Origin of the sequence: Fibrobacter sp. UWB13 (assembly GCF_900177805.1) — a bacterium.
GTDB lineage: Bacteria > Fibrobacterota > Fibrobacteria > Fibrobacterales > Fibrobacteraceae > Fibrobacter.
Genome location: NZ_FXAX01000002.1, coordinates 237,538 through 263,367 on the forward strand (window position 1 = coordinate 237,538; position 25,830 = coordinate 263,367).

Consider the following 25,830-nt stretch of genomic DNA (forward strand, 5'->3'; position numbering starts at 1 on the left):
GAGCGCTCTTGGAGAGAGAACGAAACTTTTTAGCCTTTTACCGATCCACCGGCAACATGAACGAGCGTGTTTTGCTACGCAAGATGTAAACGCCCTTGCCAAAGCCAGCGTTTTTCATCGTTTTTTGCATGTTCGGCACGTCGTTTTCGATGATTTCGACAAATCCGAGGCGTTTGCCCGCAAGGTTATAGACACCGAACTTGCCAGCGGTAGTTGAGAGGCGAAGTGCCGTCGTTAAACCAACTGAAGGTTCCGCAATTTTCTTGAGCGTGACATTATCGAGCGTGAGCGTACCCGTCGAGGCGCCCGCATTGAAACTCAAACGAGAATCTTTATCGGTTGCGGCAGTCATCTGGAACTGGAAAGAATACTTCTTGGATTCCGTGCCGAGTTCGAAATTTGCCTTTTCGGTGAGGTAACTTGCCCACGGATCCGTGTGCTGTTCCACATTCACTTCGAGCGTGCGGGAGGCGCCAGCGCTAGCATCAAAGCTCACTTCGTACCACTGGCCTTTTTCGAGATGCAAGTCGTGCTGGATGAGCTGCACTTGGTAATTCTGGTCGCCAACGGCGGTGATGTTAAAATTGTACTTGCCGTTTTTCACATCGCCTGTTGCGGCGGCGCTACCGTGAGTCTGCAAAGTCCAGGCGACATCGGTCGAATCAAAGCCGCCGTTGAAAATGCTGTCGCGGTCGGTCGGCACCTGAATTGGCGGCGGAAGCGAAGAGCCGTCCAGCGAATAATTCTTGACAAAATTCCAGATTTCAACGCTCGTGTTGACACTGACCGCCTCGTCCATGGAATACCAGTGGCCCTTGCCTGCAATGGTGAGCAAGCGGACTTCGACGTTATCCTTGCAGCCGCTCCAGACTTCGAGAGAGGCGGCAGAACCCGGCTTGCTTGATGGATACGGCTTTGTGACCTTGGAACTTGAAGAGCACTTCTGCGCAGAAACCCAGCCCTTGAGGGTATTCACGGTGCTGTTGTAATTCACCACGTCATCGGAAGTGCCGTGGGTATGCATAATCGGCATGGCGCGCTTGGGCGAGTTCACGCCACCGCCACCGGAAACCGGGGCAATGGCCGCAATCATATCGCCCATCTTGTTTGCCGCATGGTAGCTCATCATGCCGCCCATCGAGAATCCCGAAACGTAAACGCGATTTTTGTCGATGCCGTACTTGTTGTACATTTCGTTGATAATCGCCTTGAGGAAATTGATGTCCTTGTCGCCACCGATGTCCCATGCCTTATTTTGGCCGTTCGGGAACACGACCACAAAGCGGGCCGTATCGGCAATCGGTTCCCACTTGGCAGCGTTCTGCTGATACGGGGCATCCTGATTCATGCCGTGCATCTGGATAATAAGCGGACGGCCCTTTTCGATATTTCTCGGAGCATACACATTCATGGTACGGTTCGTGCCGTTCACATTAATGTTGTCTGCAAATGAAAAAGTGGTGAGACTCGCCAATACGGCAAGAGAAAGGACGCAATGCGCCTTCTTAAAAATTTTACCAAACATTCCTCTACTCCTTGAGGTTTATTTCCCATTTTACCTATGAAGAAAATACCTTTTGGATTGGCGATTATCACTTAGCGGTAAACATTTTCCATTGCGGTTTTGACAATGGGTTGAGAGGAGGAAATGTGTAATAGGAGTGTTTACAGAACACAAAAACGGTCAGGATATACACGCTTAAAAATACTTGCGTATTTCAGCGTGTGCATCCTGACCTTGGGGGTGTTTACAGAACACAAAACGGGCTGGAAATGCATATTTGAAAACATCGTTTTCAATATGCGCTTCCAGCCCTTGGGGGTGTTTGAGGAACTATGAATAAACTATAGAGATTACTTTGTTACGGAGAGGCGGAGGGTGGTGCCGGTGGTGAGGGACTTGACGACGTACACGCCGCTTTCCTTCACAAGGCTGTTCACCTTGCTGCGCACATCGAAGTTGCTAGAAGCATCGACGCGGCCGACAAACTTACCGTTCAAACCATAGACGCTATAAGACTGTACGCCTTGCACATTATGGAGAACGCCCTTTGCCAAGCCAACAATGGGATCCGGATCCGTTGCATTCGCACCCTTCACGAACGTAAAGTAGTCGATATCAAGCCAGGAGCCAACAACCGTAAAGCGGAGTACATGTTCGCCTTCCGGGAGTTTTACGTTTGCCTTTACCTTGTTATAATCGTCATAATTTTCTTCGCCGGAACTTGCCGCCGGAACAGAGAGTTCTTCGGTAATGTCCTTGCCATCCAAGGAGAGCTTGAAGCTCGAGGTGGAGCCAGCCGCAGCAACCGCAGCAAACATGGTGTAATCGCCTTCTTCCTTCACATTCACGGTGTATTCGAGCCAGTCGCCTTCACTGTTATAGCCCACAATGACACCGGTTGCCTTCTTGTAAAGGTCAACGCCCGTGCCCTTGCGGTAGTCGCTATCGCCGTGGTTTTCGGAATCGCCATCATAGTAAGAGGAACCATCTTTGCCCTTGCCCGGCACGTCAAAGTTTTCAGCTTCAATCTTGCCCGGGATTGCATTTGCAGGGCAGTTTTCGCCTGCAGCGCAGAACGGAGTCTGCGGAACAGGTTCAGAACCAGCGCCGTCGAGATAAATTTCATCGTTCACGTCGGTACCGACCTTGAACCAGTCGAAGTCTGCATAGCCGCCCGCCTGCTTGGTCGCAAAGTTGAAGAGGCCCCAACGCACGCCCACGAACATGTGCAAGTCGTAATTGAGTTTCACGTCACTACCGATCTTTGTCCAGGTATTGCCATCGGTGCTGTAGTAGAAATATGCAGTACCGCGGTCAATGGGCAAATCGAAATCAATTCGCAAATAAACCTTGGAGTCCGAAAGAGCTTGGCTTGCAGCTTGTCTTTCGCCGTCCTTGTTTCCAGTGTACATCACAACCTTGTAGTTGCCGTTTTCCTTAGCAAGCGCGACAAAGCCCTTGTCATCCTGCAAAGCAACGAGGCCCGCCATGTCTCCATCCTTCATGCCCTTGCCGTCAACAAGCGTACGGCCAGAACTCTTAGGGCCAAAGGAACGCTGTGTCAAAGTGTTCTTTGCATTCACGACACGGCTATCCGTGCGGCCCGTGGTAATGCGGAAAAATCCCGGATTTGCAGACAAGCTCCAGTTTTTGTTATCGGGGTTATGGTTGAACTGCCATTCGAGAGCAAGTTCGCCAGATTCAAAATCGTCACTCGTGACCATGCCGTAGCCCGGGAGCGGAGATTCCGGCAAGTCAATTGTCGAAGGAGCCTTAGATCCGCTCGTCGGAACCGGCCAACCATCCTTCCATTCCATCGGGACCAAGTGCGACATACGACCAACCGGGCCGGAATCGCGGAACAGGAGGGCATACCACTTGCCATCGGGAGTATCGAAAATGCCACCCTGCGCAACACCGTTATCGGAGAGGAAATACCTTCCGCTGTAACCAGAGAGCAGGCTCTTGGAACGGTAAACAATTTCACTGCGGCTCTTGCCAGCCGGCCAAGAAATCGTAAACAAGTAATATTCGCCGTTCACCTTTTCCATGTGCGAACCTTCTTGCTGCACATAGTAATTGCTGGTGCCGGTCACCTGGTTCACGCTCACGCCGCCAACCTTACCGCTCTTGCCGCCAGCCTTCACGCCGCTAGCGTCGTCGTTCAACTGCACGTAGCTAATCTGGTCGCCGCTGCCGTAGAACACCCAAACAGTGCCATCGTCATCGAAGAACAAAGAGGGGTCGTGATAGAACGGGAGCTGCACTTCGGACCACTGGCCACTTTCCACATCGGCGGTCTTGTACAAATGAGTTTTGCCCGTCGTGTAAGACGGGGTCAGCACGTAGAAAAATCCCTTGTGGTAGCGGATGCTCGATGCCCAGGAGCCCTTACCGTAGGCATCCTTGCCGCCATTCAAATTCTGCTGGTCATTGTTGGTGAGCGTCTGGTAGGCATAACCCACCGTGCGCCACTGCGCCAAATCCGTGCTCTTGAAAACAGGCACGCCAGGCGCAAAGTGCATGGTCGTTGTGACCATGTAATAAGCATCGTCGACGCGGACAATCGAGGGGTCCGGGCTATCGACGTACATAATCGGGTTATTGACCGATACTGCAAAGCTATTCACCACGGCAAAGCCAGCGACAACGGCTGCAGCTTTTGCCATCTTACTAAACAATCCCATAATCACTCCTTTTCCAACCTAACTGGATATGATCTACAAGTATAATCTACCCCTTTTACATGGTTTTTACCCGCAATCGTACGCCCTTTTTATGGATTTTTTGTCAATAACACCCCATTACAACCCCGAAAACGTGTCGAAAACCGCGCCTCTTTTGTAAAAATTCCTTTTCGCAATTTTCACAACGCTTTATAATTTTTCACAACACCATTTCGCAACACCTAGGAAACATCCATCTATATTTTGTACAGGTCTAGCGAAGATCGTGGGGGATTTGGTTGGACCGGGTGGATGAATAGAGTTTGGAATGTTTAACTATAAAAAGGAGTCGCTATGACCATGTTTAAATCCATGGCATTCGCAGGAACAGTAGCAGCACTCAGCTCACTGTCTTTCGCTTGGAGTATCGATGGCGTCGTATCATCGAAGGCCGGACAACCTCTTTCCGGTGTAAAAATTTCATCTTTCAACTATGCTGGCTTAGAAGCCGTTTCGGCAGCTGATGGCAAATTCGCCCTCTCCTATGACGACGGTGTCGGTTTGCAGATGCTCAAGTCTGTTCAGGCTCACGTCGGTTTCAACCACAATGTTATTACCATTTCGGGCATCAAGGCCCAGACGCTTACCGTTTCTGTCATGGACGCTCTTGGCAAGGTCGCTTTCTCCAGAACGCTCCACAACGTTTTTGGTCTCGCCACGTTCGACTTGAACAAAACAAATGCTAGAGGCGCCAAATACATCCGCATCAATGCCGATGGTAACCGCAACACTTATCAGCTCGGCAAGAACGTGACCCTCATGAAGGATGGCGACCCGCTGCCGACCCTCATGTTCGCGAAGGAAGGCTACAACAACTTCACCTACACGATGAAAAGCTTTACCGAAAGCAACGTCCAGATTACGATGGATGTCGCTTCCGCTCAGCAGTCCAGCTCCAGCCAGGCAATCGCATCGAGTTCTTCTGCCAAGCCGGAATCTAGCGCAGCCTCTTCCAGCAGCGCGAAAATTGAAGAAGTCATCAACTGCACTGGCAAGACTTACCAGGCTGGCGACCACAAGATGTCTGTGAACGTCGACGGCAAGAATCGTACGTTCATCATGCACGTGCCGAGCGCCTACAAGGGCGACAAGCCGGTACCTCTCGTTGTGGACTACCATCCGGTTATGGGTAGCGGCCAGGGCCAGCTCAGCGGTACCACTTACAAGGCTCAGACAGACCCCGAAGGCGTTATCTCTCTGTACCCCGATGGCACGAAGTCTGCTGACTCCAGAAAGATGGGTCCGGGTTGGAACGTTGGTCCTTGCTGCTCCGACGATGACGACGTGAAGTTCTCTCGCGAAATGATCAAGTCTGTCGAAGAAAAGGTTTGCATCGACAAGAAGCGCGTTTACGCAACCGGTTTCTCGATGGGTGGCGGTATGAGTAACCATGTGGCATGCTTCATGTCTGATGTGTACGCCGCAGTTGCTCCTGCAGGTATGGACTTGAACAAGACCAACAGCGCAACCTGTAATCCGGAACGTCCGATTTCCATCATCATGTTCCGCGGCACAAACGACAACGTCTGCCGTTACCAAGGTGGCGATAGCGGATTTAACGACGGCTTGAACTTCTTGGGTGCCGAAGGCAACTTCCAGTTCTGGGCACAAAAGAACGGTTGCACAGGCTCTCCGTCCAAGAACTCCAACGGCTGTAACGAATACTCCAACTGCAAGGACGGCACGAAGGTTGTGCTCTGCACCAAGCAGGGTGGTGGTCATGAACAGGGCGATGGCAAGGTCGGTTGGCCGTTCCTGAAGTCCTTCACGTTGCCGTAATGAATTTGATTTCATAATTCATCCTATATACACCAAAATCGCTCCGGGCAACCGGGGCGATTCTTTTTTGCTTTGAATGCGCCGGGCAGCCTCCCCTGCACAGAACAGTCCCTATACAGAAAAGAGCCCCAGCTTTCGCCGGAGCCCTTGTAGGAGTCACACTAATCTTCCCGTATTTATTCTCTCATTTTATTTATTAGCCGTACACAAGCCCAAGAGCAACTGCGACGACAAAGAAGAAAGCTATTTGCTTTACAACTACCAACTCGCTTTTATTCATGAATTACCACCTTTTTCGTAAGAGACTTGCTTCCGCTTTGACGAACAAAGAACACGCCCTTTGCCTGCTTGCGGAGATTTGCGTTAGTCTTCACAAGTTCAATGGCGGCATCCATGCCCTTAGCGGTAAATGAACCAAGTTTAATGCCCTGCATGTCGAACACGTTATAGTTGCTTTCGGCTTCGGTCATGCTATAGCGGATATCCTTGAGTCCGATTTCCGGCTGAGAGCTCACTTCCTTGAATTCAACGTAGTCGATATCAATCCAGTCATTGGTGATTTCGAGCTTGAGTTCGTGTTCGCCCTTGGTGAGCGTTACCTTGCCACCTTCCACTTCGGTAAATGTATCAAAGCCCTTGCCTTCGTTTGCGATTTCCGTACCGACCTTCTTGTCATCGATGTAGAGGACAAAGCTACCGGTTCCGTTTTCGCCAGCGACATTGGCTGTAATTCCGTAGTCGCCATCGGCTTCAACATTCACAGTATACTTGAGCCATTCGCCCTTCTGGCAGTGACCGACGACAATGCCCATGTTCGGCTGGTAAATATCGACATCGTTCTTGCGGAGCTTACCGCCTTCGTTGCCCTTGCTCAAATCGTAATAGGCCTTGTCGGCGCCGCCCTTGTTGTAGTTTTCAGCTTCGACCTTGCCAGGGATTTCAATCGGGTCCGTGTACGGGCCATATTCCTCGGGCGGTTCATCCGGAACTGTAGACTGGCTCGGGTCCACAAGGTTTACCGGCGGAGCATCCGGGTCAATCGTCTTGTCGATAAGCTTGAGCATTTCGGAGCAGTAGCGCTTGCCAAGTTCAATCACGCCCGCACGGCCAAAGTGGTACGGATCCTTGCCGTTACCCTGCAAGCCCTTGGAAGAGGCAAGTCCGAACTTCTTGAAATTTTGCTTGAGCTGGGCAATGCCGCCGTTTTTGCTAGAGCAGCAGTTCTGGCCTTCCTGGAGGAGTTCGCCCGCTACAAACGGCACTTCGTTTTCGTCCAAGCCAAGCGCATCAATCACGTCCTTGTAGGTCTTGTAAACGGTCTTGCGCCAGTTGGCATCGGTACCGTCACTTTCGCCCTGGTGGAAGATGAAGCCCTTGATGACGCCCACTTCCTTTGCCTTCTTGGCAAGTTCCAGAATGCGTCCCGGAGGGTTGTTGTCGTAATCCTTGGGCCAGCCCCAGTTCATGATGTCCTTGCCATCGCCCCTGAAATAAGCTTCGTACTGGTCCTTGTCGAAGGCGCGGATGCTCACAGCACCGATGGCAACCGGGATAATGCCCACGGTCACGCCCGGCAAGGAATCGGCCATAGCGCGGCCAAAGTAGTCCGCCGGGGAGAGGTTTTCGAACGGATGGAACATCGGAGGAATTGCCGGGTACCATTCGCCCGTCTTGATAGACTGATTCGTCTTGCCGCTGCGTTGGCTTGCATTTGCATTGTGCGAAGCAAGCATGATAAAGTTCTTGGGCGGATTTGCCTGGTCCTCGGACGGTACGATATCGCCGTTGCCCGCCATGTTGGACTGCCCGTAAGCAATGTAAATATGGAAGTTCGGGTTCGGAGCCGCATTCGCCCCCACCGCAAACATAGAAAGCCCAGCAGCAACACCTGCATAGGCCAGGATTTTTTTCAATTTTCTTTCCACGCTCATTTTTATATCCCTTAATCCAAAATTTCTATAAAGAATCTACCCAAAAAAAGCCGTTTTGTAGCACAGCAGGGCTCCATATAATATGGACGTTTTGTCAATGAATTGCGAAATTCGCTCAAAAAACGCATTTTGTAAAAAAAAGAGTCCTAACATCCGCCAGGACCCTTCATGGAGTCTAGAATTATTCGAAAACGACAACCTTCTTGCTCATGAGCTTTGTGCCTTCCTTGCGGACAAAGAACACGCCCTTAGCCTGCTTGCGGAGCTTGGCATCCGTCTTGACGAGGTTCACAGCGTTGGCCATTCCCTTTGCGGTAAACGTCCCGAGCTTTTTACCCTGCATGCTGTACACGCTAAAGTTGCTTTCGGCTTCAGTCATGTCAAAACGGACCTTTGCAATCGCGCTCGGCGGGTCTTCCTTCTTGGGCTCGCTGAACTGGATCCAGTCTATATTCACGTAGTTGGCGGTGATTTCGAGCTTGAGCACGTGCTTTCCGGCCTTCAAGGCGACCTTTTCCTTCACGGAAATCGTCTTGTACGTATCCCAGGAATTGTCGGCAGTCTGCGGCACGGAAACATCATCCGTAATAGCCTTCTCGTCGATGTAGAGCTTGAACGCAGAGGTGGAATTACCGGCAGCAACGCTAGCATCGATATTGTATTCGCCATCAGCCTTCACGTCTACCGTGTATTCGAGCCATTCGCCAGTCTGCGTGTAGCCAAGAGCGACGCCATCGGCTGTCTTGTACAGGTCTACACCCGTATCCTTGCGGTAATCGGTATCACCGTGGTTTTCGGAATCTTCGTCACTGTAAGAGGCGTTACTCGTACCGTCTTCGTTCTTGCCGATACCCGGCTTGTCAAAATCTTCGACTTCGACCTTGCCCGGAATAGCAATCGGAGCACCCTTGAACGGTTCCTGCGGGACAGGGTCAACAGGCGCCACGTTGATGAGCTTGAGCATTTGCTGGGCATAACGCTCACCCATGCCGCGGTAGCCTTCCACAGTAAAGTGGAGGCCGTCCCCCTTAGAGCCGTAACCCTTGGAACTTGCCACGCCAAAATTCGCAATGTACTTGGAAAGCCCACGCACACGACTGCTAAAACCGGCACACGAACCGCCATCGACCATTTCACCGGCGACAAACGGAGTCTCCTCGGCGTTCAAACCGAGCTGCTTGAGCATGTACTCGTAAGTCTTCTTGACAATCTGTTCCCAGTTGCTCATGCCGCCATCAGTTTCGCCCTGGTGGAAGATGATGCCCTTGATGACGCCCTTTTCCTGAGCCTTCTTGGCAACTTCGATGATACGACCCATAGCATTGCCGTCGTCACCATAAGCCTTGGCTCCGTTTTTCAGCCAGCTTTCAGCAGAGTTGAGGTAATTCTTGTAATCGTCCGGGTCAAACAAGCGGATACTCGTACCGCCCTGAGCCACCGGAATAATGCCAATCGTCACGTTCGGCAAGGAATCTGCCATGTGGCGGCCAAACCAGTCCGCCACAGAAAGCCCCTGATTACACTTGAACATCGGAGGCACCGCAGGGTACATCTCACCTACCGTCGGGCGACCGAGATTCGAACAAGACGTCGTCGCAAACATCTTGACACGGGGATGTTCCTTGCCGTCGATATTCTTGTCGAAGTTCGTAGCGTTACCTTCCATGTTCGACTGCCCATAGGCAATGTAAATATGGAAGTTCGGGTCCGGAGCCGCATTTACACCCGTTACCGCAAACATAGAGAGGCCTGCAGCAACACCTGCAATGCCCATCAGCTTTTTGAAGCTCTTTTCCACACTCATATCTATCTCCCTTTTAACAAACTCTTAAAAAAACAGGAGCCAATTGCTCGGCTCCCGTTTTTAGGAATATGAAATTATTTAGCCACAAAAATGCGGTAGGATTTGCCACCCAGCGACTTCACAAAGTAAATGCCATTCTGACGCACCACGCTCTTGGTCATGCGCTGGACATCGGCCTTGGTCGTAGCCATGAACTTGCCCACGAGCACGCCGTTCACGTCAAAGACACTGTAATTTTCGGCTTCAGTCGGCAAGCGGAAATTAGCACCGCGCAAACCAATTGTCTTATCGTCCGGATCGGCGGCGTCCTTGCCCTTTGCAAAGTTGAAGTAGTCGATATCGAACCAGGAACCCGTCACCGTCATGCGGAGAATATGTTCGCCAGCCGGGAGCGTTACGTTGGCCTTGACCTTCACAAAGTCATCGAAGCTCGTTCCCGAAAGTGCGACATTTTCTACAAGAGTTTTTCCATCCAAGGAGAGCGAGAAACCAGACGTCGAATTACTCGTAGCGACAGAAGCAAACATCGTGTAGTCGCCAGCTTCCTTCACATTCACGGAGTATTCGAGCCATTCGCCTTCTTCGTTATAGCCGACCACATAGCCAGTAGCCTTCTTGTAAATATCGACACCCGTGCCTTCGCGGTAGTTCGTTTCGCCACGGTCTTCGGAATCGTTTTCGCTATAAGACTTGTTGCCCTTGCCCGTACCCGGAACGTCAAAGTTTTCGGCTTCGATTTTGCCCGGGATTTCAGCGACCTTGCCACCAAACGGTTCGCGAGGTACAGGATCTGCCGGAGTGCCACTGCCCACGAGTGTCACAATGCAGTCCTTGTTGCTTGAATTGCCGGCATCCATGGTAATCGTCACGGAGCCATTCTTGACTTCGACTTCACCTTCGTACTTTGCATTTTTCGCTTCACTTGTCGTGTACACATGGAATGTCTGGACATCGGCACCCTTCACATTGACGGTCACAGTCTTGCTATTCTTGTAGTCGCGGTTCACGAGCACCACGATAACGCTATCGCCATCTTTGCTCTTGTATGCACTTGCAAAGACTTCCTTTTCGGGGTTTGCTGTAGCGCCCACGCGGACAGCACCCGGGCGGACAAAGCGCGCAAACTGGCTCATCACGTAACCGCGCTTAGAAATCTTGCCGATTTCGTTCTGCGGAATCTGGAGCTTGTTGCCAAAGTCCTTTTCCATGATGAGGCCGTAGCAACGACGGATGTACCACCAGGTGTACTGATTGAAATTGCCCACGACCATGGCGCGGTGGATTTCGTAAGCTACGTCCATGGCGTTCACGGTATCGCGCTTGTTGGCGTTCGCCTGGTCACCCGTATTCGTAATCGTGCGCCAGTAGTTACCGCTTCCCTGGCTTTCGGTATAGTGTTCCGTCATCCAGCGTTCGACTTTTTTCTGGTCAGCAAGGCTGTACTGGAAGAAGTTGTCTCCAGTCCTTCGGTCACTCGCGTAAAAATGCGCGCCGAGAATGTCCCAGTTCTTGAGGGCATTGGCATCGTTCAAGACCTTATTGTAGAGGTTCTTGTCATAACGGAAGGATTCTGTAGAAATCACCTTCGCGCCATTCTTGCGCATCTTGTCGGCATAGCCCTTGGTGAAGTTGTAGATTTCGTCTGCACTCCAGCAGGCCCATTCACCGCACCAGTCCGGTTCGTTACTGATGGAGATGGCGTACAGGGGAACGCCCTGGTTCTTCATGTAATCGTTAAAGTTATTCAGGTGGTCCACATACTTCTGGTAATTCGAAGAAGCCATGTGCTGGTTCGCCCCTGCGTACGGCGATGTCCACGGAGTCGCATAAAGGATAAAGTCATCGCCGGCGTACTTTTTGGCATACTTTGCGGCCTGAACTTCCTTGTTGAAGTCATTGGAATTGGCGTAAACCGGAATACGGAGCGTGTTGAGGCCGATTGTGCCATCGCCCGTACCAAAAGCAAGCTTGGCATCTGCTTCGGAAAGGCCGCCACCGCCCTGCCACTGGTTGTGCACCATGCCACCAAAACCGCGAATCACCTGGTGTTCTTCGGTCACGTCAACGTTGACCGTCGAGGCAAAAGCAGGTATAGCAAAAACCAAACCGTAAGCGGCAGCCTTCAAGACTTCACCCATGCGCTTCATAGTAAATCTCCTAAAAAAGTAATCCCATATTTCTTCGTAATTTAAATTTATACCCATCGCGCAATCATTTTACACCCCCAGAATAATTTTCCATTGTCAATTTGGTAATGAGGTTTACAATGCCGCAGCCGCAAAATAAACAAATGCGTAGGCCGAGCGTCGCGGCCAAGCTTGCTTGGACATGACCGAGGCCAGCATTTGGTGCTTGAGCGTAGCGAAAGCACAAACACCTCGGAACGTTCGTCCCGAGGCGTAATGGCACCATTCAGCGCCATTAGGGTGTGTGGTTTAGGAGGACCTTTTGGGGAATCTTGAAAATTACGCTAAAGCAAACCGCTTTAGTCTCTCATTCAACATCCCATAAACTCCCTTGCAAGATTGCAAGACTTTCCACCTTAAAATTTAGGTTTCCCACCACCGAAAAACACATTTTCCCAAATTTTTATCATTGACATTTTGGTAACGAATCGCAACGAAAAAAGAGAAGCACGCGAGCTTCTCTTTTTGTAATGTTTGGATCCTATCGCTACGCTCCAAGATGACAGTGTGTTTAGGCATCAGGATGACAGAGCGTCACGTTCCTAGGTGACAGAGGTTGAATTATCTTGCAACAGAGGTCATGAAAGTCTTGTGACCGTCAACGCTCTTGAGCATGTAAACGCCCTTAGTGAATCCTGCACTCTGGAGGGCTTCGCCAGCCTTCTTTCCGGCGAGATCCACAGTGCCGAGCATTTTGCCGCTCACGCTATACACGCGGTAGACGCGAGAAGCATTAGCCTGGAACTTCACAGCAGGCTTGAGACCCACTTCGCTCACTTCGCCGAGAGAGAACCAGTCCACGTTCACGTTGTCGCCCGTAATCACGAGACGAATCACGTGCGTGCCCTTGGTAAGTTTCGCCTTGCCACCTTCGAATTCCTTATAAACGCTCCAGTCCTCGCCAGTCTGCGGAACCGTAATGGTGTCGCCAACAGCCTTTCCGTCGGCCAAGAAACAGAAGCTTGCGCTTTCCATGCCAGTAGAAGCCGAGGCCTTAATCGCATAATCGCCATCTTCCGGAACTTCGACCGTGTATTCGAGCCATTCGCCAGAAGCGGTATAGCCAATCGCCATGCCCGTACCACCTTCGACAATGTCAACGCCCTGGTCTTCGCGGAACTTGGCATCGCCCTGGTTTGCCTTTTCGTTATCGCTGTAAGAATCCACATCGCCACCGCGGCCAACGCCCGGGATGTCATAATGTTCAGCTTCAATCTTTGCCGGAAGCGTCACAGCCTTTTCGCCATACGGTTTCTGCGGTTCCGGAGGAGTCGTGCCGCTACCTTCAAAGCCCCATGCCTTAATTGCCATGGTGGAGTCCTGAGAGCCCTTGAACACGAGGAAAATTTCATCTACGATGCCCTTGAGGCCGGTCACTTCGCAGGAATTTTCTGCAAAAGTGTTCTTGTTGCCGGTATTCTTGAGCGTACAAGTGCCAGCGAGCGTACCTGTAGCAGAGCCCGAATGAATTTCAATCTTGTTGCCATCAGCAGCGCTTGCCGCCTGAACCACAAAGCCCGTTGCCGCCGTACCAAAGTCCACGCCACTCACGCGAATCCAGGATTCCTTCGTGGAAAGCGGGAGCAAGAGGTGTTCTGCAACCTTGCCCGGAGTCCAGTTCGAACGGCTGCGGATGCCTTTCTGCTTGGAACTCGTCAAAGCCGGATACCAGTCATACGGATCGAAGTTTTCAATCTGCTTCGGGCCTTCCTTCGTGAAGGTCAGTTCCTTCATGGTACCGTCACCGTTGTAGAAAAACTCGTCAACACTCACGCTGCGGTGGAATGCCGGCACCGGATTCGGGCGACCATCATCGGCCGGGATTTTTTCCAAGCCTTCGTAACCATTTGCAATGCGGCGGTCATGATAAGCGACATACCAGTGGCCCTTGAATTCGGCAATGCCATGGTGGTTATTGTTGTTGGCGTTGATGTTCTGACCGCCAATGTTCGGGTTCCCCATGAAGATACCCTTGTATTCGTAAGGACCCATCGGGTTCTTGGACATGCCGTATGCAATGCGCAAATCCGCCGTACTGTAAGAGAGATAGTAATTACCCTTATACTTGTGGATGTAAGAGGCTTCCATCGCCTTCGGGCCACCAATCTTCAATTGGGTCTTGGAGCCTACATCGAAGCCCTTCATATCCTTGTTCAACTTGTAGATATTGAAGATATTGTTGTTATTGTTGGCTGCCGGGCGGCTATTGCTTTCACCACCGCCAAACGTGAAATAGCCTTGGCCATCGTCATCGAAGAAGATTGCCGGGTCAAAACACCAGCCAATGCCGTCGCAGTCGGCAAGACCGCCACCCCAATTGTTGATGAGTTTCTTGTTGCCAGAGACCGGGTTTGTCCACGGACCTGCAATACTGTCGGCACCGATAAGGCCGATACCGCCGCCACCGCCATCCGGGAACACAATGTAAAGTCTGTGGTCATTCGGGTTCACCGCAATGCCAGACGCCCAGATATCGCCAATGCCATCGACCTTGCGGGCATCGTAAATGATACCGAAGTCGGTCCAGTTCTTCATATCCTTCGTGCGGAAACCGTAAAGGGCCTTGATATTATAGCCATTGGCATTCGATGCAGCAGGGTCATCCGAGTCGGTTATGACATAGAAATAAGTATCATCGGCAGCGGCACCCGGGTCGGCCAAGTAATGGTAAGCCGAAATCGGGTTATCGGCAAGTGCTCCCACACCAAAACCGGCGAGCAAGCCTGCCATCGTTAAACGTTTCAGTAATCTCATTGTTCACTCCTTGGGATCGACCAAACACACCGCCATCCCGTTTTTTATAAAACTACCCTCAGAAACGCCAAAAGACCCACGAAAAATCGTAGGTCTCATGGACAAAAAGTCAATAGTTACTAAAAGGAGATGCCCGATCAAGTCGGGCATGACATCCTTAGCGAGTGGTGCGAACTCTTGCCACCGCGCCGTTGTGACGGTTACGGATGATGCAAACGCCCTGCACGTTCCTGGACTGCGGATTTTCGCGCCAGAGCTTCTTCGCTTCGTGGATATTGCGGGCCGTGAAGCTAGAAACCTTCTTGCCGGTCAAATCGAACACGTCGAAGTTTGCGACTGCATCGGCACCAAGCACCCTGAAGCCCTTGATACCAATTGTTTCGTCGTCCGGATCCTTAGCGTCCTTGCCTTTAGCAAACGTCATATAGTCGATATCGAACCAGTCGCCCGTAACAGCAAAACGGAGGATATGTTCGCCGGCCGGGAGCGTCACGTTAGCCTTGACCTTGATAAAGTCATCCCAGCTATCGCCAGCAACCGGAACTTCAGCAACAGACTTGCCATCAATGGAAAGCGTAAAGCTAGCCGTAGAATTATCCGTTGCCACAGAAGCAAACATCGTGTAGTCGCCATCATCCTTGACATTCACGGTATATTCGAGCCATTCACCAGACTGGTTATAGCCCACGACATAGCCAGTAGCCTTCTTGTAGATATCCACGCCAGTGTCTTCGCGGTAGCTCTTGCCGCCGTTGCTTTCGGCACCGTGATCTTCGGAATCGTTTTCGCTGTAGGACTTGATTTCGCTACCGCGGCCAGAGCCCGGAATGTCGAAGTTTTCCATTTCAATCTTGCCCGGAATATCCCAAGCCTTGCCGCTAAACGGCTTCTGCGGTTCCGGAGGAGTCGTGCCACTGCCTTCGAAGCCCCATGCCTTGATAGCCATGGTAGAGTCCCTGTCGCCCTTGAACACGAGGAACAATTGCTTTACAATGCCCTTGAGGCCTTCAACTTCGCACTTGTTTTCGGCATAGGTATTCTTGTTGCCAGTATTCTTGAGCGTGCAAGTACCAGCAAGCGTACCCGTTGCAGAACCAGTGCGGATTTCAATCTTGTTGTTATCGGCAGCGCTTGCAGCTTCGACTGTGAAGCCCGTTGCAGCCGTACCAAAATCAACACCCGAAACGCGGAGCCAAGATTCCTTGCTCGAAAGCGGGAGCAACACATGATCGGCGGCCTTGCCCTGCACAAAATTCGAACGGCTACGAACGCCCTTCTGCTTGGAGCTCGTGAGTGCCGGATACCAATCGTACGGGTCAAAGTTTTCAATCTGTGCCGGACCTTCATCCGTCACCTTCACCGTCTGAATGGTGCCGTCAGCATTGTAGAACATTTCGTCTACGGAAACGCTACGGTGATAGCCTTCGTTCGGTTTCGGCTGACCGTCATCGGCCGGAATAATTTCCAGGCCGTTATGGCCCTTGGCAATACGGCGGTCATGATAGACAACATAAGAGTGGCCCTTGAATTCGGCAATACCATGGTGGTTATTGTTGCCGTTGATGCTACGACCGTTCATGCTCGGATCACCGAGAATCGTACCCTTCCAGGTGTAAGGACCCATTACGTTGTTAGATGTGCCATAGTCAATCGTCGGAGCGCCCTGCTGCCAGCCAGTACTGTAAGAGAAGTAGTAAGTACCCTTGTGCTTGTGGATGTAAGAAGCTTCGAGCATTTTGCGGGTCGGCAAGTTGTTCACCTTCACATGGGAACCGTTGCCCACCGGGGCGTTCTTGGCATCGTTCAACTTGACAATGTCGAAGTTATCAGTGTTTGGACGGCTAGTGCTTTCGCCGCCGCCCCATGTCACGTAGGTGGTTCCGTCGTCATCGATAAAGATACCCGGGTCAAAGCACCAGGAAACGCCATCGCAACCGATAATGCCACGGCCACCAACAAGCTTATCCTTGCCCTGGCCCACAGCATTTGTCCAAGGACCTTCAATAGCAGGCGCCTTGATGTAGCCAATGCCGCCGCCACCGCCATCCGGGAACACAATATAGAACGTACCGTTATGAACAGCAATGCCAGAAGCCCAAATGTCGTTAATGCCACTTACCTTGCGGGCATCGTAAATAATACCGTAGTCGGTCCAGTTTTGCATATCCCTACTGCGGAATGCATAAAGGGCGTAAATCTTGTAACCGTTAGAATTAGCAGGCGCCGGGTCATCGGAGTCCGTGATGATGTAGAAGTAATCATCGTCAGCGGCTGCACCCGGGTCAGCCAAGTAGTGGTAAGTAGAAATTGGGTTATCGGCAAGCGCGCTTACTCCAAAGCCCGCCAAGAGTCCAAACATCGTTACTTTCTTAAGTAGTTTCATAACACTCCTTAGGATCGACCATACACCGTCAATCCATCCAATCTAAAAGTACCTCCAAAAAAACAAAACAGCCCTGAACACGCCAAAAGATTTATGGACAAAACGTCAATGAGTCCGTAAAAATTTGGATGCAAAAAAGGCCCCTCTTGCGAGAAGCCCTTTTATACGGATGTGTGTTTCTTGGAGATTCTAGCGCGTCATGCGGACCTTAGCCATCATGCCTGTGCTACGGTTGCGGATGAGGCACACGCCCTGCACCTTCTTAGCATGGGAACCATCACGCAGAATGTTCTTCGCTTCGTTCATATTGCGAGCCGTGAAGCTTGCCACCTTCTTGCCCGTCAAGTCGAACACGTCGAAAGTCGTAGCTGCCGACGCATTCATACGGACCATCTGACGGATACCCACTTCGCCACCTTCATCCGGGTCCTTTGCATCCTTGCCAGATGCAAACTGAATGTAGTCGATGTCCATCCAGTCGCCAGTCACGGTAAAGCGGAGGATATGCTTCCCTGCCGGGAGCTTCACATTAGCCTTCACCTTGCTGTAATCGTCATAGTTTTCTTCGCCATCGTTTTTCGGCACGGCAATAGATTCCGTAATATCGTCGCCATCGATGGAGAGCTTGAAGCTAGAAGTTGCATTGGCAGAAGCCACAGCAGCAAACATCGTGTAGTCGCCTTCTGCAGCCACATCCACAGTGTATTCGAGCCATTCACCGGTCTGGTTGTAACCGACGACATAGCCCGTTGCCTTCTTGTAGATATCCACGCCAGTGCCTTCGCGGTAGCTCTTGCCACCATTGCTTTCGGCACCATGGTCATCAGAATCGTTGTCAGCGTAAGAATCGTTACCTGCGCCATAGCCCGGTTCATCGAAGTTTTCCATTTCGATCTTGCCCGGGATTGCCCAAGCCTTGCCGCCAAACGGCTGCTGCGGTTCAGGTTCGCGCTTCGTACCCTGGAATTCCCATTCCAAAACGCCCATGGTAGAGTCCTTGCCATTGTTCTTGAACACGAAGAACACCTGGTCAACAACGCCGGTGAGGCCCTTCATTGCGCAATCGTTATCCACGAAGGTCTTGTTATTAGCGGTCTTAGCAAGTTCGCAAGTACCGGCGAGCGTACCGCTTGCGCTACCCGTATGGATTTCAATCTTGTTGCCTTCGCCCACGTTTGCGGCCTTGATGCGGAGGTTTTCAGCACCCTTACCGAAGTCCACGCCAGAAACACGAATCCAAGATTCGCTACGGCTCGTGAGTGGCAAGAGCACATGCACAACGGGCTTGCCCTGAGTCCAGTCCGTACGGCTACGGATGTTCATCTGCTTGGAGCTCGTCGTTGCCTTGTAGGTCTTGTACGGGTCAAAGTTCTTGATCTGCTTCGGTCCTTCACGGGTGAAGGTGAGCTTGTTCATCTTGTCGCCATTCCAGGTGAGTTCGTCGATAGACACGCTTCTGTGGTTTTCGTAGTTCGGATTTTCGGAACGCACGCCAGCCTGAGTCGTTGCAGCCGGGTGGTTGTCAGAAGTCACCAAGCGACGGTCGTGGTAAACGGCATACCACTTGTCCTTGAACGGAGCAAAGCCCTGGTGGTTGTTGCCGCCTTCGCCGTGAGCGTCGGGCACAGAGCCAATGCCCGGAATAACCGTACCCACAAAGGTATACGGGCCCCAAATATTGTTGGACATACCATAGTCAATCACCTGGCTACGGTTGTTGAAGCTCAAGTAATAGGTGCTACCCTTCTTATGCAAGTAAGGAGCTTCGAAGGAGTTTGGCAAAGAAACCTTCTTCAAGGAGTTCTTGTCGAAAGTAATCTTGCCGTTGCTTTCGGTAAAACTGATAATGTCGAAGTTGTTGCCGTAGGGGCGCTGGCCGCTTTCGCCACCACCGAAAATCACGTAACCCTTGCCGTCGTCATCAATCAAGATGCCCGGGTCAAAGCAATGCGCAATGCCATCGCAACCTCCGATAAGGCTACCGCCACCTGCAATTCTGTTGACACCATGGGTTTCCTTAACGGGGTCGGTATAAGGCCCGTCGATAGCCGGGGCCGTAATCATGCCCACGCCGCTTGCACCATCAGGGTAAACAATGTAAACCTTGCCGTTTTTCACGGCAATGCCCGAAGCCCAGGTGTTGTTCGGATAGTTCCCGAATTCACGCCTGGAACGGAAAATCATGCCGTGATCAGTCCAGTTCTTCATGTCTTCAGACGTGAAGGCGTAAAGGCCGACAATATCGTAGTTCCAGTTCGTCTGGTTGTTATAGTCATCCACATCGGTCAAGATGTAGAAGGTATCACCGTCAGAGGCGCAAGAAGGGTCCGCCAGATAGTGATAGCTAGAAATAGGGTTGTCAGCAAGCGCACTTACACCAAAGCCAGCAATTAAGCCCAGTGCAGCCAAACGTTTCATGTTCATACACACTCCTTCGGACCAGCATACACCGCCAATCCATCCATTATTAATCTACCTCCAAACAACAAAAAAAGACCTGCAAAGCGATGCAGGTCCATTGATAAAATGTCAATAGTGGATAAATCTACTCTTCTTTCCGGACAACGCTCTTCTTCACAACCGAGGCGTACGGGTCAAAGATACCGTAGCCAAAGACTTCGATATCGTCCACCCAGACTTCCGTATCCATAGCACCGAAGATGCCAATCTTTGTGACACTGTCCTTCACCGCTTCCCAACCGTAGTTACCGCCATTGCTGTCAGCCGTATCCAGTTCCGCCGGAATCACGGTAAACTGCGTCCAGACCGTATCCGCATCGAAATGGCGCCAAGACTTGATATTGTCAGAACTTGTCACAGAATCATCGTTTACGAACCTGTCGAACGAGAACGAAATTCTCGACGGAGTCGAGACGCGGACCCAGAAGCGGATAGAATCCAGATTGCTCATGTTGACATAGCCACCCAGTTCACGACCGATAAGAGCCCAGTCCCACTGAGCCGCAGAATCGCGTTTGCAGATAAAGTGGGCGGCCTTGCCTTCGCGACCAAGACCTGCCGATTCAATATTAAAGGTGACCTCCGCGTTGAGCGATGCCGCAGCTTCCCACGCGCCGGCGCCATTTTCAAAGTCTTCGAACACGAAGTACGTCTTGACGTAAGCGGAGTCGCCGAGGTAAAGGGCGCCTTCACTGGAGTCAGCGCCGACGTCTGCTTCAATTCGGCCATATTCCGTAACCGAGTCAACGCCAGCTTCGTTCACGAATGCGACAATCTCGACATTGCCGTTCGGGAGCGATTCAAATTCAAAGTAGCCCGTGGAATCCATCGAGACCTGGTAGTCCAAGCCCTGCACAGAGACCGTAGCGGAACTGCGCACCAGCTGCGGAAGACCGACTCGACCGGAGACCTTGGTCGGTTCCGAAACTTCGACTGTCAAAGGAGTCGTCGTATCCGCTTCGACGTAGGCAATTTTTTCAAAGCCCTTCAAATTCAGGGAATCGCTACGTGCTTCAATCACGTAAGAGCCAGACGGAACACTGGACAGGACAACGCGGCCCTGTTCGTCGGTTTCGAAGTGCAACTGGTAGAGAGAGTCCGATCCAAGTTCGGATGCACCAGACAAATAAGATTCAGGGCGGACAATAACGTCCATACGTGCAGCAGGCGTGCCATCGGCCAATTGAACAAGCACCGCGATGGAATTCTCAGTTTCCATCGACGATCCCGCGGTACGACCGCTATCGCAGGCGACATTGAACAGAGCCAACGTCGCCAACCCATATGTCCACGCCCGTTTAATCATTTTTTATCTCCTGCACCTTCCCCTACTATTATAGTATTTTCCGACGCCCCTCCTTTACGGGCAACCGGGTAAAATGCCATAGAAAGCTGCATAACACGATCAGGATTCTTGGCTCCGTCCACTCTTTTCTGGACCAGACGGCGGAATTCCCTCAACATGTCGCCCAAATCCTCGAAGCAGGACTGGTCCACAGAAAGGGTCAGTGTAGAAATATTGCGTTCATTGACGGGGACGTTCTCGAGCGCATCGCTCGCAAGGCTCAACACCTGGCGCTGGAAATTGCGCACAGCCTTTGCCTTTTCAGGGCCCCCTACTGTCAAATGGGCTTCGGTGAGTGCGAGCTTGCCCGATGCAAGCTTCTTCACGAGACCGACGCTCTTCAAAGTTTCAATGGCTTCGAGAGCCTGTTCCTCAGTGATCGGCGGGCAGATATCCTTAGCAATCTGCTTGACGTTTACAACGCCACCGTTCAATTCCAGGTAGGCGCGTACCGCAGGAATCCACCAGTTTTCGAGGAGTTTAAGTTCAGCAGCCTGCAAAGAATGGCGTTCCACGTCGCGGAGCGAGAGTGCCTTCGCCATGAGTTCTTCGCGCTTAGTCTTATCCTTGCTGACAGCAGCAGAATAAAGGAGGTCGAAGTATTCGGCCTCGCGACCACTCAGCGCAAGGATTTCCTTTGCCGCAGGTAATGCATGAGCAGGCAAGTGCTGCTTCTTTTGCAATACGCGATAGAGATAGCTGGAGTCTAGCCCGAGCTTATCACCCATCATGCGGTAGCTGTAGAAGGGCATCTCGACCTTGCGCCTGTCGTAGAATTCCTTCAAGAAGTCGCGGTAATCCGCTATGTCAGAAAAAGTAACCATCAATATCTAAAATATTTAAAACTTACCGCCGATGCCCTACTCTGTAAACATTTGGTATGGATATTTTGTCAATGGGTAGGTCATTGGTCATTAGTTATTAGTCAATAGTAAAAAAGTCCGCACGGAGGCGGACTTTTCAAACTTATTCTTCCCCGAGGTATTCCACAGCGAAGATGAGCGTTGCGCCACCCGGAATAGGCCCTGCGCCGCGGCTACCGTAGCCAAGGCCAGGCGGCACCACGAGAATTCTCTTTTCACCCGGAAGCATGCCCTGCACGCCGAGTTCCCAGCCACGGATCACGTTACCCGCACCGAGTTCAAATGCAAACGGCTGTCCGCGATCGCGGGAGCTGTCGAACTTGTAGCCGTTCACCATCCAGCCCGTGTAATGCACAATCGCGCGGTGCCCAGAACGAGCCGGTTCACCCTCGCCCTGCTTCACAATAGCATAGCGGAGTCCTTCCGGACCGTTTTCATACTTGAGGAGCGTCGTATCCGGGAAGAAGTCCATGTGCTTTGCCAGTTCCGGATCCACATCGCTAGAGACCATCTCGACGCGGAACAAAAGCGTGGAGTTCGGCGGAATCATCGAGAATGCCGTAGCGCCATAGCCCATTGCCGGCGACACGCGCAGCCAGCGGACGCCACCTTCGCGCATCCCTTCAAGGCCCGTTTCCCAGCCCTTGATCATCTTGCCGGCGCCCATCACAGCTTCGAGCGGCTTGCCCAAATCCTTGGAGCTACCGAACTTGCGGCCAGAGAGGAGCCAGCCCGTGTAATGAACCTTTATTACGTTACCTGCAGCGTTCAGCTTGCCACTGCCCGCCTTTTCGTCATAGACCTTGAGGCCGCGGCCCATATCACGCCATTTTAATTTATCTACATCAGCAGGGAATTTATCTGCTTCGAGCGGCTTTTCGGCATGGACAAGTTCAACGACGAACATCAAGTCGCTATTAGGCGGAATGCCTTCGAGAGAGTTGTCGCCATAAGCCATCACGGACGGCACCGAGAGCTTGCGGACTTCGCCAATCTTCATGCCGACAAGGCCCTTGTCCCAGCCTTCAATCACCTGACCCACGCCAACCGTGAATTCCAGCGGCTGTTCGCTATAGTAGGAATTTGCAAAATAAGGAGCTTCGACCGTGGAATCCGTCGCCGCCTTGTTCACTGTAGCGCTATCGACAGCCAAGTAACCTTTATAATGAACCTTAATCAACTGACCTGCTCGAATAGTCTCTCCTGCGCCCTCCTTGAGCGTTTCAACCTTAAACGGGACGGCCCAAGCAGCACTACAAGCAAGCAACACAAGAAAAAACTTTAATTTTGACATAATATCTCCTGCCTTATAAAATAGAAAATGCTAGTTTTTCAGAGTAAGGATTTATCGTAAACGGATTTAAATATGCTATCAATCATCATCGTCATTGCGATTGTGCTATTGTCCATCGTCCTCGCCGGGATCGGAATTTATGTGGGCATGCACAATTCCGACGAAAAAGAAACGACAAAACCAATTATCGACGTATCGGGGCAATATGCCGCCATCGGTCGCCCTGCCCGCGAGACGCTTACCGCCGTGAAACCGTCCGAAGCATCTATCAGGGCTTGGCTTGAAACCCAGAATTTAACTCCAGAACAAAGGTTAGCCTACATCGAACAGTGGAACCGCACTCTGGAAGAAACAATTAAGACCATTGACGAAGGGGATAAGCAAGGAGTCGCAACTTACAGAATTGTGATTGGTCCCAAAGGCAAGAATTATTGTAAATTCGTCAGTGAGGAAAATTTCATCACCCGCGAACAGATTCGCAATCACGCGGAAATTTTACCACCCTACGTATTGGGCTGCGACTGTAAGCTTTTACCGAAGCAACCCTGGGAAAACCCGAGCAAATCCGGATGGAAGGCTGTGATCCCGACACACGGAAACACTTACAACGTCCCGGATTGGAGGCAACTTGCGTAAGTCATTATTATCTGCTATTCTCTTGGCTCCAGCCATGGCACTCGCCACAGGCTCAGCCATCATCACCCTCCAGATGCCTGTTGGCGCACGCCAGCTAGGTATGGGCGAAGTCGGAGCTGCACTTGCCGATGACGCAACCGCCATGTACTACAACCCGGCAGGGCTTGCATTCGGACCGCTCGCCGACGAATGGCGCAGCTCCTACAGCGCAGACGCGAAAAAGACGCCGTTCTTCACGCACATGGCATCGCGTTCCAAGAACGGGTTCTTCGACAAGAGCGAACTCTGGGCAGGCACCACGCAGGGCATCCTCAAGTTCGACGGCGAACAGTGGGTCAACTACTATTCCGTCACCTTGCAAGGCACCGCCAAGATTAAGGACGCCGTCCGCACTTACGTGGGCTCCGAACGCGGACTCGATGAATACACCCGAGTCGTAAAAGCATTCAACGACGTCAAAAATGCCGACGACGAATCGCACGTGGTCGAAGTCAAGATGCCCTGGGACCTCGTCGTCAAGGACACAATCACGGCCATTCTCTACGAAAGCCTCACCGAAAAGCTCTGGGTCGGTACCCCCAAGGGTCTTTACCGCTTTGACGGCAAAAGCTGGAAGTCCTTCGAAACGGAACTCGGCGAACGCCGCGTGACCGCACTCGCCAAGCAAGGCGCCTCCCTCTGGATTGGTACGGACAACGGGCTCTTCGTCTACCGCAACGGCGCCTTCGAACAGAAGGGCAAGGTTCTCCCGAGCCAAAAGATTAACGCACTCGTCTGGGCAGAAAACCGCAAGGAACTTTACGTGGCAGTCGACGGTGCTGGTGTTGCACGCCTCACCCCGAAAAAGAGCGCGAACGACAAGGACCGCTGGAGCCTGTTCAACCAGGAAGACGGCATCATGGACTTGAACCCGACCGCACTTGCCGTCGACAGTTCGGGTCACGTCTGGGCAACCCACAAGGGCGGTCTCTCGCACTTCACGCTCCGCAAGTGGGAACAGGTACAGTTCGCGAACAACACTGTAAATGACGTTTCCGTGGACCGCAAGGGCGCTATCTGGATTGCAACCGACCTCGGTGTCTGGCGCCACATGCCGGATTACGCTACCGCTAGCGGACGTAAGGCAGAACTCGAACGCGGCTCCAAAGAAGACCCGACCGTGACCAAGCGCGACGACGAATGGACGCACTACCACCAGGGCAACGGACTTTCAACCAACAAGGTTTGGGCTGTTCTCCCCGAAGGTAACGACGTTTGGTTCAGCACCGCAAACGGCATGGAACAGTACAAGGACGCCGACTACCAGCTTACCGCCTTCTACGAAAAACTTTTGCCGGTCCTCAACATTCCGGATCTTTACCACCTCTACGGCGGCATGACCATTCCGCTGAACGACTGGGGAACGCTCGGAGTTTCCGTGAACTTCGTCTCGTTCGGTTCTACAGTTGTTTCTGGCGACCTCGATGCGGATGACCTCGTGGCATACAACAGCTCCGAAATCGTCGGTGGCATCAGCTACGGCACACGCTTCCCGAACGACTGGGGCCTCGGTCTCTCCATCAAGTTCTTCTACTCTGACTTGAGCTCCGGCGCAGCCGCAGGCGAAGAAGAAGCCACCACGTTCGGTTACGCATTCGACATCGGCGTTTTGAAAAAGAACTTCATCGTCCCGAAACTCAACATCGCACTCGTGCTCGCTAACATTGGTCCGAGCGTTTACTACGTGGACAAAACCATCGAAGACCCGATTCCCTTGACCTGGCGCCTCGGACTTTCTTACGAAATTCTTAGCATGGCAGATTACAAGTGGACCGTCGCTTTCGACTACAACCGCGAAGTCGTGAAGGATGACGACAAGGGCGATCCGGAACCGTTCTACATCGCTTGCTGGAAGTCCATCGTTGACCCTGATGGTGACACGAATTCCTTCCTCCAGGGCGTATTCAACTTCGGTACAGAATTCATTTATTCTAATACGATTGCACTCCGCCTCGGTTACTTGTACGACCGCGTGGGCAAGCGTAACGAAGTTGACTTCGGTGTTGGCGTGATGCTCTCCGACGTGCTGCAGTTCGACTGGGCAACCATCAAGAACGTAGGCCGTGCAGACGGCGTACGTGATGGCCAGATGCGCTTCGGCATGCTGTTCAAGTTCTAAGTTGCTA

14 protein-coding genes are annotated in these 25,830 nt (G+C 51.9%); 3 read left to right on the top strand and 11 right to left on the bottom strand.

Annotation, left to right across the window (positions count from 1 at the left end; translation table 11 throughout):
• Nucleotides 1-37: 37 nt before the first annotated feature.
• Together B9Y77_RS10770 and B9Y77_RS10775 are read right to left on the bottom strand one after the other, a co-directional pair.
• Nucleotides 38-1,525, bottom strand: coding sequence for a carbohydrate binding domain-containing protein (locus B9Y77_RS10770; RefSeq protein ID WP_085491626.1), 1,488 nt, complete (start codon nt 1,523-1,525; stop codon nt 38-40).
• Between the two features lie 329 nt (nt 1,526-1,854).
• Complete coding sequence (locus B9Y77_RS10775; RefSeq protein ID WP_085491627.1) at nt 1,855-4,191, bottom strand: beta-xylosidase family glycoside hydrolase; 2,337 nt, start codon at nt 4,189-4,191, stop codon at nt 1,855-1,857.
• A gap of 333 nt (nt 4,192-4,524) precedes the next feature.
• Between B9Y77_RS10775 and B9Y77_RS10780 the strand changes: the two genes are divergently transcribed.
• Nucleotides 4,525-6,009 (top strand): CE1 family esterase, encoded by a 1,485-nt coding sequence (locus B9Y77_RS10780; RefSeq protein ID WP_073424861.1) that lies wholly within the window; start codon nt 4,525-4,527, stop codon nt 6,007-6,009.
• Nucleotides 6,010-6,281: 272 nt separating this feature from the next.
• Here B9Y77_RS10780 and B9Y77_RS10785 read toward each other — a convergent pair whose 3' ends face one another.
• The 9 genes from B9Y77_RS10785 to B9Y77_RS10825 form a co-directional block, all read right to left on the bottom strand.
• A complete protein-coding gene (locus B9Y77_RS10785; RefSeq protein ID WP_254900008.1) occupies nt 6,282-7,922 on the bottom strand; it encodes a sialate O-acetylesterase in 1,641 nt (546 codons plus the stop codon).
• A 199-nt stretch (nt 7,923-8,121) separates the two neighbouring features.
• Nucleotides 8,122-9,744, bottom strand: a complete 1,623-nt coding sequence (locus B9Y77_RS10790) for a sialate O-acetylesterase (RefSeq protein WP_085491629.1) — start codon at nt 9,742-9,744, stop codon at nt 8,122-8,124.
• A gap of 74 nt (nt 9,745-9,818) precedes the next feature.
• Entirely contained in the window at nt 9,819-11,891 is a 2,073-nt protein-coding gene (locus tag B9Y77_RS10795) for a carbohydrate-binding protein (RefSeq protein WP_085491630.1), read from the bottom strand.
• Nucleotides 11,892-12,491: 600 nt separating this feature from the next.
• The gene (locus B9Y77_RS10800; protein WP_085491631.1) at nt 12,492-14,684 is read right to left on the bottom strand and encodes a carbohydrate-binding protein; all 2,193 of its coding nucleotides are present in this window, start codon (nt 14,682-14,684) and stop codon (nt 12,492-12,494) included.
• A 157-nt stretch (nt 14,685-14,841) separates the two neighbouring features.
• Nucleotides 14,842-17,067 carry a carbohydrate-binding protein gene (locus B9Y77_RS10805; RefSeq protein ID WP_085491632.1) on the bottom strand — a complete coding sequence of 742 codons (2,226 nt, stop codon included), beginning with the start codon at nt 17,065-17,067 and terminating at the stop codon, nt 14,842-14,844.
• Between the two features lie 189 nt (nt 17,068-17,256).
• Entirely contained in the window at nt 17,257-19,491 is a 2,235-nt protein-coding gene (locus B9Y77_RS10810; RefSeq protein WP_085491633.1) for a carbohydrate-binding protein, read from the bottom strand.
• A 121-nt stretch (nt 19,492-19,612) separates the two neighbouring features.
• Nucleotides 19,613-20,833: a hypothetical protein gene (locus tag B9Y77_RS10815; protein ID WP_085491634.1), complete on the bottom strand. Its 1,221-nt coding sequence runs from the start codon at nt 20,831-20,833 to the stop codon at nt 19,613-19,615.
• Nucleotides 20,830-21,696, bottom strand: coding sequence for a DUF4423 domain-containing protein (locus B9Y77_RS10820; RefSeq protein ID WP_073424853.1), 867 nt, complete (start codon nt 21,694-21,696; stop codon nt 20,830-20,832). The genes B9Y77_RS10815 and B9Y77_RS10820 overlap by 4 nt, the downstream gene beginning before the upstream one ends.
• A gap of 142 nt (nt 21,697-21,838) precedes the next feature.
• Entirely contained in the window at nt 21,839-23,029 is a 1,191-nt protein-coding gene (locus B9Y77_RS10825) for an FKBP-type peptidyl-prolyl cis-trans isomerase (protein WP_085491635.1), read from the bottom strand.
• A 72-nt stretch (nt 23,030-23,101) separates the two neighbouring features.
• Between B9Y77_RS10825 and B9Y77_RS10830 the strand changes: the two genes are divergently transcribed.
• Together B9Y77_RS10830 and B9Y77_RS10835 are read left to right on the top strand one after the other, a co-directional pair.
• The gene (locus tag B9Y77_RS10830; RefSeq protein WP_073424834.1) at nt 23,102-23,665 is read left to right on the top strand and encodes a hypothetical protein; all 564 of its coding nucleotides are present in this window, start codon (nt 23,102-23,104) and stop codon (nt 23,663-23,665) included.
• On the top strand, nt 23,658-25,823 hold the full coding sequence (locus B9Y77_RS10835) for a PorV/PorQ family protein (RefSeq protein WP_073424833.1): 2,166 nt from the start codon (nt 23,658-23,660) through the stop codon (nt 25,821-25,823). The genes B9Y77_RS10830 and B9Y77_RS10835 overlap by 8 nt, the downstream gene beginning before the upstream one ends.
• Nucleotides 25,824-25,830 lie beyond the last annotated feature (7 nt).

Bases quoted from the DNA above. Each gene is read 5' to 3' on its own strand.
- B9Y77_RS10770 (WP_085491626.1), bottom strand. From the start codon at position 1,525: ATGTTTGGTAAAATTTTTAAGAAGGCGCATTGCGTCCTTTCTCTTGCC.
- B9Y77_RS10775 (WP_085491627.1), bottom strand. From the start codon at position 4,191: ATGGGATTGTTTAGTAAGATGGCAAAAGCTGCAGCCGTTGTCGCTGGC.
- B9Y77_RS10780 (WP_073424861.1), top strand. From the start codon at position 4,525: ATGACCATGTTTAAATCCATGGCATTCGCAGGAACAGTAGCAGCACTC.
- B9Y77_RS10790 (WP_085491629.1), bottom strand. From the start codon at position 9,744: ATGAGTGTGGAAAAGAGCTTCAAAAAGCTGATGGGCATTGCAGGTGTT.
- B9Y77_RS10795 (WP_085491630.1), bottom strand. From the start codon at position 11,891: ATGAAGCGCATGGGTGAAGTCTTGAAGGCTGCCGCTTACGGTTTGGTT.
- B9Y77_RS10800 (WP_085491631.1), bottom strand. From the start codon at position 14,684: ATGAGATTACTGAAACGTTTAACGATGGCAGGCTTGCTCGCCGGTTTT.
- B9Y77_RS10805 (WP_085491632.1), bottom strand. From the start codon at position 17,067: ATGAAACTACTTAAGAAAGTAACGATGTTTGGACTCTTGGCGGGCTTT.
- B9Y77_RS10810 (WP_085491633.1), bottom strand. From the start codon at position 19,491: ATGAACATGAAACGTTTGGCTGCACTGGGCTTAATTGCTGGCTTTGGT.
- B9Y77_RS10815 (WP_085491634.1), bottom strand. From the start codon at position 20,833: ATGATTAAACGGGCGTGGACATATGGGTTGGCGACGTTGGCTCTGTTC.
- B9Y77_RS10820 (WP_073424853.1), bottom strand. From the start codon at position 21,696: ATGGTTACTTTTTCTGACATAGCGGATTACCGCGACTTCTTGAAGGAA.
- B9Y77_RS10825 (WP_085491635.1), bottom strand. From the start codon at position 23,029: ATGTCAAAATTAAAGTTTTTTCTTGTGTTGCTTGCTTGTAGTGCTGCT.
- B9Y77_RS10830 (WP_073424834.1), top strand. From the start codon at position 23,102: ATGCTATCAATCATCATCGTCATTGCGATTGTGCTATTGTCCATCGTC.